The following is a 10662-nucleotide window of genomic DNA, read 5'->3' on the forward strand; positions in this document are numbered from 1 at the left end:
CGTCCACGGTCCGGATCCGGTCCGCGGTGGCCGCGGGAAGCCCCCTGGGTGGGTGGTGGCACGCCGGTTCACAAGGGTTGCACCCCGGGGGCGGAAGGTACGCCCTTGGTCAGCGGCGGTAGCCCAAGGACTGGGTGTCCACGGTGCGGCCGTCGTCGTCGCGCAGGGTGGCCTTGTCGTGCCTGTTCCAGATGTAGTTCCGGCTGTCCTGGTAGACATCCCGGCGGGTGTCATGGCCGCGCCCGGTGTGGACCCGGACCGTGGAACGGCCGGGCAGGCGCAGGTCGTCGAAGCGGTAACGGTTGCCGTCGCGGTCCGAGAGCGTCCAGCCGTCCAGATCGACCGCGCGGCGGCCGGTGTTGGTGACCTCCACCCACTCCCGGTTCAGCGACCGGTTCGAGCGGTCGTAGCCGCCGTACCGGCTGTGGCTGCCGTACTGGATGTCACCGAGCACAACCGTGGAGTACGACTGGTGGCGGCCGTACCCGTGGCCGTGGCCGCTGTCGGCGGACGCCGGCATCGCCACCACCGCGACAACGGAACCGGCCGCCACAGCGGTCGCGGCAATACGGCGGACCGTACGAGAAGCAGACATTGATATCCCCTCAAGCAAGAGCGCCCACGGCCCGGTCAAGAGCCATGCTGCGCAGTACGGGTCCCGGCCCCTCAGGCCGAGAACCCATAGCTTGGGGCAACCACCCCACCCCAAACCGCAACACCGGTTCGTGTTACTTAATGCGGACATTTCCGTAACCAGCGATTGCATTGATCACACACCCCCGCCCGGACGTGACCCTGACATCGACTGCCCGATGCACGCACCCGCCCCACAACCGGGAGCAACCCCCTTCCGGCTCCCCCACACACCCCGCCGCACCACCCGCGAGCCACCCGTCCAGCAGCACCCCCATCGGTAACAGCCACAAGACCGCACAATTCAGACACGCATAGCGAGGCCGAACACCCGCCCGTGAAGTGCGGGACTCGAGGCCGGCCCCTGCCGGCAGGGGCCGCCGGCGGGTGCTCGTTCCCGTGGCGGCGGACGGTGCCGGCTCGGCCGGGTGGTGGCGTATGCCTCGATGGCGTCCCGCTGCTACTGGGCCGGGCCCGGTGCGATCGCCTCGTACGCCGCGCGCCACTGCTCGTTCTCCACGCAGGACCGCCCGATCGCGCGGTCCTGCGCGGCGGAGACTGCTCGCAGCTCGGCCAGTGCCCGGTACCGGGCATCGATCTCGGCCTGCACCGGGCCGGCGCCGGCGGGCGTGCCGGCGGCCGGCAGCTCGGCCAGCCGGATCATCTGCGCGGTGCGCTCGCGGTGTCCGGCCTCGATCTCGGCCCGGCTCATCGTCGAGGTGCGCTGCCCGACTCTCTCGGCCGGCTCCGGGAAATCACGCAGGCTCTCTCCGTACTGGGCGGGCTCGACGCCCTCGAACAGGTTCTCCGGTCGGTTGATGCCGGTCATGGGTCTGCCGTGCTTTCTGGACTGCTCCAGTTCGGAGATCGTGCGGGAGACGGTGCCGGCCAGGACGTCGAGCCGGTCCCGCTCGGCGAGCAGCCGACGGCGATGGCTGCGCAGGGCCTCCAGTTCGTCGGCCTGCGCGGCCAGGATCCGGCCGGTCTCGGACAGTCCCGGTCCCCACGCCCGCAGTACGAGGATCTGTTGCAGCCGCAACATCTGGTGTGTCTCGTAGTGGCGGTGGCCGTTGGTGCCGATCCGGGCGGGTGGCAGCAGGCCGATCTCGTCGTAGTGCCGCAGTGTCCGGGCCGTCACACCCGGCATCCGGGCAACCTCCGCGACCGGCCAGTCCATCGCCGCCCCCTCACGAGTCCTTCACCGGGCCGGTCTCTCCGGCCCGGTGAAGGACGGTGGAAGCCGCCGCAGCGGCAGCTTCAGGCCCAGCGCCCAGGATCCATGGCGTCTGGGCGTTGCGGCGCATCTCGCGACCGTGGCTGCGGTGGGCTCAAGGCCCGCGGCGGCCGCAGGCCGGGCGGCGTCAAACGGCGTGTTCAGGCGCCCCGGGCGGCCGGCGGATTCAGCCCAGGGCGCGGTCGAGGTTGAAGGCGGCGCTGATGAGGGACAGGTGGGTGAAGGCCTGCGGGAAGTTGCCGAGTTGCTCTCCCGTCGGTCCGATTTCCTCTGCGTACAGGCCGAGATGGTTGGAGTAGGTGAGCATTTTCTCGAAGGCCAGGCGGGCCTCCTCCAGGCGGCCGGCCCGGGTGAGGGCTTCGATGTACCAGAAGGAGCAGATCGAGAAAGTGCCCTCCGTGCCCGGGAGGCCGTCCGGGCTGGCTCCCGTGTCGTAGCGGTAGACGAGCGAGTCGGCGACCAGGTTCTTGCCAAGGGCGTCCAGTGTCGCGAGCCACTTCGGGTCGACCGGGGAGACGAACTTGACCAGGGGCATCATCAGCGCGGAGGCGTCCAGGACGTCGCCGTCCAGTTGTTGGACGAAGGCGCCGGCTTCGGCCGACCAGCCGCGTTTCATGATCTGCCGGTAGATCGCGTCACGGCTCTGCCCCCACCGGACAAGATCGGCAGGCAGGCCGCGCCGGGTCGCCATGCGCATGGCCCGCTCGATCGCCACCCAGCACATCAGGCGCGAGTACAGGAAGTCCCGTCGTCCCCCGCGGGTCTCCCAGATGCCTTCGTCCGGCTGGTCCCAGTGGTCGCAGACCCAGTCCACCACGGCACCGACCTCGTCCCAGCGGTGGCTGCTGATGGGCTGCCCCCACTTGTCGTACAGGTAGACGGAGTCGATGAGCGCTCCGTAGATGTCCAGCTGCATCTGGGTCGCGGCACTGTTTCCCACCCGCACCGGGGACGACCCCAAGTACCCTTCGAAATACGGAAGTTCGCGCTCGGGAAGCTCGCGGCGCCCGTCGATGCCGTACATGATCTGCAGCGGCCCGGCGTCAGCGTCCTCGCACATGATGCAGGAGGACAGAAAGCCCATGAACGCCTCGGCCTCCGATGTGAAGCCCAGTCTGAGCATGGCGTAGACGCAGAAGGCGGCGTCCCTGACCCACGTGTACCGGTAGTCCCAGTTGCGCTCGCATCCGATCTCTTCGGGCAGGCTCGTCGTCGGCGCAGCCACGATCGCTCCGGTCGGCGCGTAGACGAGCAGCTTCAGGGTCAGCGCGGAGCGGTGCACCATTTCCCGCCACCGTCCGTGGTAGCGCGAGGCGCCCAGCCAGCGCCGCCAGAAGCGGACCGTGGCCTGGAACTGCTCCTCCGCCTCATGCCGGGCACATCCGCGCAAAGCGACCTCTGCCCCGACCCGGTCGAGGGCGAAGACCGCGGACTCGCCTTCCAGCAACTTGAAATGTGACCAGGCATCCGTGCCGTCGCATTCGAGCGGCACGGTGGCCGTCAGCGCCAGGGACAGGTTCTCGGATTCGAAGTGCACCCGGTCGCCCTGCAGGCGTGCGCTGTGCGGCTCGGTCCCGTATCCGAAGCGGGGAGCCACCCGCGCGCTGAACGGAAGCGAGCCCCGGACGCAGAGCAGGCGCCTGATCAGCCGGTGCCGGTGAGCCTCGCCCGATTCGTCACCGATGGGCATGAAGTCCTGGATCTCGCCCACCCCGTCCGTGGCGAAGAACCGTGTGATCAGCACATTGGTGTCGGGAAAGTAGAACTGTCGAGTCCGTGCGGGCACGTCTGCGGCCAGCTCGAACGATCCGCCCCGGTCCGCGTCCAGGATGGAGCCGAACACGCTGGGCGCGTCGAATCGCGGGCAGCAGTACCAGTCGATCGTGCCGCTGGTGCCCACGAGCGCGACGGTACGAAGGTCGCCGATCAGGCCGTGGTCGGCGATCGGCAGATAGCGTGACGGGCCCGCCCCCGGCCCGTATCCACCGCATCGGGCACTCTCGAACACCATGCCAGGCCTCCCTGCCACCGCGACGCCACCGCCGTGAAGCCGAAGCCGAAAACAACCCTGATAACAGTCTAAATCGCTACACAGTTGGATCTGGTTCTGTTCCTTCGGTCGCATCACCGCCGTGTGCCGTGCAGTGACCGTGGCGGCGGGTTCGCCGGCCGTGCGCTCATGCGGCAGGCGGCGTGGGCCCGCGCAGGTGGGCCAGGTCGTCGGGTGGCGGGGTGTCGGGCCGGTGGAAGAGCGGGGTCCGGTCGATGGCGGCCGCCGGGGCGTCGGCCAGCTGGAAGCGCTCGCGCAGCCGGTGGTAGAACTCCAGCGGCGCCAGACGGGCCAGGCGCAGCCGGTACGGCGCCCGGTAGACCGCAACCCAGTCCCCCGGTTCCAGCACTCCGCGCGTCTGCCCGTCGATGCTCACGGCCACCTGGCCGGAATGCGGCAGGACGCGTACCACGACCGCCTCGTCGGCGGCGGCTATCACGGTGCGGCCGAAGGCCATGTGCGGAGCGACCGGGGTGAAGACGATGGCGTCGGCGGCAGGGTCCAGAACCGGCCCTCCCGCGGCGAAGTTGTAGGCGGTCGAGCCGGTGGGGGTTGCCACGATCACCGCGTCGGCCGAGTAGGAGGCGAGCAGCTGCCCGGCCAGGTACACGGCCACGCTCGCCTGCCGGTCCCGGGCGAGCTTTTCCAGGACCACGTCATTGACGGCGGTGACGTCCAGGGCGACACCCCAGTTGACCGCCTGCGCCCCGGTGGGGCGCACGGCCGGTGCAGGCAGCGCGGGGCCGCGCCCGTAACACAGCACCGTGTCCAGGCCGACGGGCGTGCGAAGCGGGCGCGACGCGCGCAGCGTGAGCACCATCCGCTCCTCGATCACCGTCTGATCCCGGTGGAGCATGTCCAGAGCGTCCTCCACCTGGTCGGTGGTGATCTCGGTCAGGAAGCCGACCCGGCCCACGTTCACGCCCAGCACCGCGGCCCCGTCCTTGGCGGCGATCCGTGCCCCGCGCAGAAACGTACCGTCACCGCCGAACGTGATGATCAAAGAGGGATGGCCCGCCGCCTCGGCCTCCTCCTGGCCTCCGTGCCGCGGTTCCCCCTGCCGCCAGACGTCGATATCGGTGCAGGCGATGCCGCGCGCGGCACACCACAGGCGGGCAGTGCGCGCCGCCGCGACGGCGGCGGGCCGGCCTTCGTGGACAACCAGACCCAGCCGATTCAGAGGCATCACTTCTCACCGTAGACCGCCCCGGCAAGCCGCGCAGATCGCAGCAGTTCTTCCCGCGGGCTCACCGCACCGGCCGGTAGCGCCCCTTTTCCTGCGCCGGCCGGCAGGAGACGTGATCATGGGCCGGTCCGGCGTGGTCGCAGCGCCGGCTGCCGCAGCACCGGCCCCGGGTTGCCGAGGAGCCGGCGCCCGGTCCTTTCCAACGGTCCGGGAAGACCTCTTCCTGCCCTCCCGGTGCCGGAGTCCTCACGCACTCCGCGGACCGCACCGAACGGTATGCGCAGCGGCCGCACATCGTGGCGTTACGCTCATTTTGTATGCGTGTGTTCCGACTGTGGAGGCAACCATGCGCCCGACCGACGAGTACCCGACTCCGTCGCAGGCCGAGGGCGAGAGGCTGGAGGAGGACATGAATCCGGCTGAGCAGCGGCATCCGGCCACCACACGCACCCAGCCGTCCCAGGCTGAGGGCGAGCGCCGGGCGGAGGACGACGAAAGCTGAAGTGGCGACGTCCGGGACAACGTCGTCGGACGTGGCCGTTCACGGTTGACCGGAGTCGGAGCCAGGCGTCCGGCGACGGGGTGCAGGTGTCCGGGCCGCCCGGATGGCCGCGGCGTACGCCTGCTGGTCCGGCCGCGCGTGTTTGAGCACCTGACGCACCGTTCACCGGCCGCACGGGTCGCCGCGTCCCACTCCCCGGCCGGTCGATCGAGTCCGTCCGTGTGCTCCTCCCCCCGATGCCTACGAAGTGTTGAGGGCGGACACGTCCTCAACAGGTGCCACGGCGGGTCCACTTGTTTAGCCGGTGCGACAGGCCCGGCCCGCCTCCGGGATCAGGCCCGACCGGTCAGCTCCCCCGAACGGTCGGTCGCGCACGGCGGGCACCTCCAAGCCGCCCCTGCCCTGAAGGCGGGGATTCCCTCCGAAGAAAAAGGACGGGGCCAAAACGAGCCGGCCCGCGCGATCGCGCACCCGCCACAGCTCTGCCGGCAGCCCGAATCGAACCGGACTCTCGCGTCGGCCGGTACGGCACAGGAGCTTCTGCGCGCGAGCCGGCAGTGCGGACGGATCTTCCAGGATGCGCGTCCTGAACTTCATTTCCAAGGACAAGGACGAATGTCGGGCGGGCACCACATCGCGCGCAGCCACCGTCCCCAAGGCCTGAGTCCTGCACCGGCAAGCGGCTCGCGGCTCGCGGCTCGCGGCTGGGAAACCGGGGCTCCGCCGCAAAAAGCGCGGGACGTCTGCGGTGCTCCGGTCAGGGGTGGGGCACGGCGAGGGCGACTGGGAAGACGCGGCCGGGGAACAGGTTGTGCCACGGAACGGAACTTCTTCAGCCCGGGCTCAACCCACCTGTTGCCTCTTTGGTGCTGCGGCCAGGGCGGACAGACCGCAAAGCCCCGTGAGCAGGGCCAGGTACACGGCGGTGCCCGCGTCGCTGACGTAGTCCTCGACGATGTGTCCGCCGAGGAAGGGCCATGCCACTGCGCCGACGGTCACGAACAGGTGGTTGCGCCGCTCCCCGAGGGCCCGCATCCGGGCCCACAGCAGCACCGGCATCGACACCACGCCCGTGAACCCCGCCAGCAGGAGCTCGAAGGACCCGGCGAACATCGTGTCCGGATCGGCCGCGCTCACCTCCTGGGCCCATTGCCGCAGGCACGCCCAGATCTCGTAGCAGGCGACGGCGGCCACCGCGGACACAAGTGTGCCCTTCACCCGGCGGGCGGGTCATTTCTTCGTCATGCCCTCACCTTTGCGCGGCACTTCGGTGGGGGCTTGAGTACACGTACTCAAGCCCCCACCGCTTCCTTCCAGAATCGGATCCGCCAACTGAAAAGCCCCTGGCCTCAGCAGGTCCGGCGCTCGGCCGGGGTGACTGGGCGCCCACGAGTCAAAGCGGCCGGCAATCGCGCACCGTCGCAGCTCGCCCGGTGCGGACGGCAGCGCCGCCCGGGTACGCGGGCGGTGCAGGCGGTGCGCAGCTTCTCCTGGAGGCCGGCGCCGGCAGTCACGGCGCGTTCGTAGCGCAGCGTCAGCCGCGGTACGCCCGGCCCGGCCGGCGGACAGGGCACGGCCGTCCTGCGGCCGGGACTCGTCGCCGGTGACGGCGGTGCCGGGTGCGGGGAAGGCCGAGGCGGGCGCACGGCCCGGTGCCGGTGACAGGAGGTCCGGCGAAGCGGTGGCCGGCGGCCACATCGTCCGCGAGCGGGTACTCGAGGGCCTTCTCCCCCGTGGGCGGCCTCGTTGTCCCGTCCGCCGTGACTGGTTGTACTTCCACGCCACCGCGACGTGTCCAACAGCGCGTCCTCACCCCCGGCACCCGGCCGTGCGTGGCGGGTCGGTCCAGTGGCGCTTGCGCGAGCCGGCCGGTCACCATGGCCCGGACCATGGTGACCGGAGCAAGGCCGGCAGGAACAGCACGACCCACTGGGCCTCCTGTGCCGGAAACCCCGGCCCGATTCCGACGGGCCGGGGTTTCCGTGTGATGCGCAGGATGCTGTTAGTACCTGTCGCGGTCGTCGCGGTCGAAGCGGTCGAAGTGGTCCCGGACCACCCGGAAGCTGCCCACGACACCGTTGCGGACCTTCACGCCACCGCGGATGTGGTGACGGGTGAAGATGTTGTTGCTGGTGCTCCAGGGACCGACCGTCGCGACCGGGGAACCGTTGTCGCAGGTCGCCCCACGGAAGAACTCAACGGTCCTGCGGCTGTCGTTACGGACGTTGAAGCTCCGGGCGCCCAGACCGCTCACCACGGTGATGCAGCCGTCCTCACCACGGGCGGAGTACGACCGCTCGTTGATGAAGATCCGGCCCTCCTCACGGTGACCACGGCGCTCGTTGCCGCCACGGTTGCCGCCTTCGTAACCCCCGCGTTCACCTCCCTCGTTCCCCTTCCCACCGCCCTCGCCGCCCAGCGGAGCCGCGTCAGGAACGGCCTGCTGAGCCGCAGGGGCGGCCTGCTGGACGGACGGGGCAGCCTGGGTGGATCCGGCGGCCGAGGCATAGGTAATGCCGGTGGTGGCGATGACCGCGGCGCCCACTGCGGCAGCGGTCACGGCGACAGTACGCGTCTTCATGTCACTTCTCCCTTGTCTCTGAGGGTCGACCGGGCAACCGGCCTGAGATGAACGTACTTATGGCGCCTTTAGCTGTCATTTCGGATGTGCCGTCAGAGGGCCGACCGGGTGTACGCACGGCCCGCACCGCACGCAGATCAGCACATGACACACCGTCAAAAAGTATGAAAGTATGCCTATTTGGAATGCGGTTAGGCCTTCTGGGCGACTTGATGACGCCCGCTCACCCTGTCGGCAGCACGCCGCCCGGTTCCAGCAGACCGAAATCCGCGCCCCGCCGCCCTGAACAGCCGTCATCGGCCCCCACCCCACCACCTCGACCGCCGCAGCGGCCGGTCACACCCCCTGTTGCTCCGCCGGTGAGCGGCGCTTTCGTGGCCGGCTACCGGGGGCGGGGCGAACGCCTGGCCGCAGACCGGTTTCGGGGCCGGCACCGGCCCAGCCCGGATCGAGGACCTCCGGCGGCCCGGCCGCAGGCACTACGGCCGGTTCGAGGGAGTCCCCCACGCCCAGGGAGTGTGCGACCGGATGCGGCCTGCTCCTGGACGGCCCACGGCCGGCCCGCCGACGGCCAGGGGCGCGCTCACGTCGTGCATCACGATGCTCCAGAGCAGTTCGCCGCCACGGTCACCGCTTTTCTGCCGGAGCCCGGCTGCGCCGCGGAACTCACCCAAGCCGTCGATTACTCCATCAGCGGCATGTCATCGCCCCAAGCCCCGGTGGCCCCCCATCTCACCGATCCAGTGAGTGGCTCCCGAACAACCCGCCCTCCTGGCCCTCAAAGACCCCCGGCAGAAACAACCCTGTCGTCCTTCGCGAAGGTGATGACGCGGTAGATCGTGTGCCGGGGCAGGATCCGGCCTTCCCGCGCTGCTCGGAGCCGGACCTCCTTGCCCGGTCGCATCATCGACAGATACGAGCCGTCCGGAAGTTCCTCCAGGGCGTGCCGAGGTGGTTGGACTGGAGCCTGACCAGCAGGTTCGCACCGGTCGTGGTGAAGGTGTACGCGAACTCGACGGACCATGGGCCGCGGCCGGCGACGATCAGGCCGCCACCGGTGGAGCCGGCCGGCGGGCAGGCGAGGCCTGGGTGCCGTCCAGGGCCAGGAGCCGCAGCCCGCGCCACCACGCTCCAGGCGTGCCCGGTGTGGCGAGCGGCCCCGCCACCTGCCGGAACACGGTCTCCAGCACGTCCTCCCGAGCCGGGCCCGCGCTCGGCACAACGACGCGGTTCACCCGAGCAAGTGCCCCGCTACCCGGGATGGCGCCGGTCAGTACGCGTAGCACCTCCTCGTACGTCGCCGACCGGGACGCGAAAGCGGAGGACCAGTGCGCCCAAGACCGTTCGGGGCGTGCCGGTGAGCCGGGACTCACTCCTGCTCACCGCCCAGGAACGGTGCGGTGGCCAATGCAGTTGCTTGCTGCGGAGACCGTTGCCCCGCGTGTGACGGGGCGGGGAGCGGGCCGGCGAGTGCGGATCGGGGTTCTGACGAAAGGTGTTCACCGACGAGCTGGTCGACGCGGCGACAGCCAAGCACGGCCGAGCCGAGCGGCGGCGACACCTCCTGCCGACGCGGCTGCTCGTGTACTTCGTCTTGGCTCTGTGTCTGTTCGCCCGGGAGTCGTCCATCCCGTATGCGGTCCGTCCCGGGCGGGCGGAATCCCTACGACCTGGCCATACGGGTGTGGCCGGAGGCGACCCCGAACCCTCTCTCCGGTGACACGGGGGCCCCGACGGCTGACACCACACCCGGCGTCCCGGACCGCACCGAGAACGCTACGCACACCCCTGCCGGGCATACCCGCAGCTCGTCACACCGCTCACCCCATCGTGCCCACGTTCGCCACAACGATGTGTCCGCCCAGCAGCTGTGAACCCCCCGGGCCCTGCCGGCGCACCGATACCGCCCCGCCCACTCCCGCCCGGCCTCGCGGGCCTCCGGGCCGCGGCCCATTCACACGACCACGCGACGCCGGATCAGCCCTGTCGTCCAGGGGCGACACCCACCGTGTGCCGCCGTCATGCGCCGCCACCGGATCGGCCGCGCACCGGCCATCGGCCGGGATTCCCTGCCGATTCACGCCGATAACCCGCCACCAATACAGTGCGTTTATTCAGCATTACAGCGAGCGAATACGGCGTCCTCAATATGACGCAGACCACGTGACCCGCACCACTCTTGTGCCGATTCGCGGCATTTGCCGTGTGGAGTGGACCACGTGACGGGCGTCACTCCGAAGTCAAGTAGTGGAGCCGCAGGGACCTGTTCCGCAGCCTTGACGGCACTTTTCTCGATTATTTCCGGCACCCGGTACGAATCCGGGTAGTAAAGGGTGGGTATTGACCCGGGATTTCCTCTCGATTAACAATTCTTGGCATCACCCCCCGACGGAAGTGGAATTACCGAATGCAGATCGCCGCAATGCCCAAGAAGTTCGCCCGCATGACCAAGACCAAGAAGATCTCGCTGGGCATG

9 protein-coding genes are annotated in these 10662 nt (G+C 69.8%); 2 read left to right on the top strand and 7 right to left on the bottom strand.

Annotation, left to right across the window (positions count from 1 at the left end):
• Positions 1-109: 109 nt before the first annotated feature.
• The 4 genes from AB0I23_RS35765 to AB0I23_RS35780 all read right to left on the bottom strand — a co-directional run bounded on the left by AB0I23_RS35765 (position 110) and on the right by AB0I23_RS35780 (position 5103).
• Positions 110-595: a lamin tail domain-containing protein gene (locus AB0I23_RS35765; protein ID WP_359116103.1), complete on the bottom strand. Its 486-nt coding sequence runs from the start codon at positions 593-595 to the stop codon at positions 110-112.
• A 498-nt stretch (positions 596-1093) separates the two neighbouring features.
• Positions 1094-1810, bottom strand: a complete 717-nt coding sequence (locus AB0I23_RS35770; protein WP_359116104.1) for a MerR family transcriptional regulator — start codon at positions 1808-1810, stop codon at positions 1094-1096.
• Positions 1811-2033: 223 nt separating this feature from the next.
• The gene (locus tag AB0I23_RS35775; RefSeq protein ID WP_359116105.1) at positions 2034-3878 is read right to left on the bottom strand and encodes a glycoside hydrolase family 15 protein; all 1845 of its coding nucleotides are present in this window, start codon (positions 3876-3878) and stop codon (positions 2034-2036) included.
• A gap of 166 nt (positions 3879-4044) precedes the next feature.
• Complete coding sequence (locus AB0I23_RS35780) at positions 4045-5103, bottom strand: NAD(+)/NADH kinase (RefSeq protein WP_359116107.1); 1059 nt, start codon at positions 5101-5103, stop codon at positions 4045-4047.
• A 346-nt stretch (positions 5104-5449) separates the two neighbouring features.
• On the opposite strand from AB0I23_RS35780, the gene AB0I23_RS35785 reads away from it, so the two are divergent.
• Complete coding sequence (locus AB0I23_RS35785; protein WP_167747313.1) at positions 5450-5605, top strand: hypothetical protein; 156 nt, start codon at positions 5450-5452, stop codon at positions 5603-5605.
• 843 nt (positions 5606-6448) lie between these two features.
• Here the strand turns inward: AB0I23_RS35785 and AB0I23_RS35790 are convergent.
• The 3 genes from AB0I23_RS35790 to AB0I23_RS35800 form a co-directional block, all read right to left on the bottom strand.
• Positions 6449-6823 carry a hypothetical protein gene (locus AB0I23_RS35790; protein WP_359116110.1) on the bottom strand — a complete coding sequence of 125 codons (375 nt, stop codon included), beginning with the start codon at positions 6821-6823 and terminating at the stop codon, positions 6449-6451.
• Positions 6824-7607: 784 nt separating this feature from the next.
• On the bottom strand, positions 7608-8186 hold the full coding sequence (locus AB0I23_RS35795; protein ID WP_359116112.1) for a hypothetical protein: 579 nt from the start codon (positions 8184-8186) through the stop codon (positions 7608-7610).
• A 1043-nt stretch (positions 8187-9229) separates the two neighbouring features.
• Positions 9230-9421 carry a hypothetical protein gene (locus tag AB0I23_RS35800; RefSeq protein ID WP_359116115.1) on the bottom strand — a complete coding sequence of 64 codons (192 nt, stop codon included), beginning with the start codon at positions 9419-9421 and terminating at the stop codon, positions 9230-9232.
• Positions 9422-9681: 260 nt separating this feature from the next.
• Between AB0I23_RS35800 and AB0I23_RS35805 the strand changes: the two genes are divergently transcribed.
• A complete protein-coding gene (locus AB0I23_RS35805; RefSeq protein ID WP_359116118.1) occupies positions 9682-9906 on the top strand; it encodes a transposase domain-containing protein in 225 nt (74 codons plus the stop codon).
• The last annotated feature ends 756 nt before the right edge of the window (positions 9907-10662 follow it).

This window comes from Streptomyces atratus, assembly GCF_040655115.1.
GTDB lineage: Bacteria > Actinomycetota > Actinomycetes > Streptomycetales > Streptomycetaceae > Streptomyces > Streptomyces atratus_D.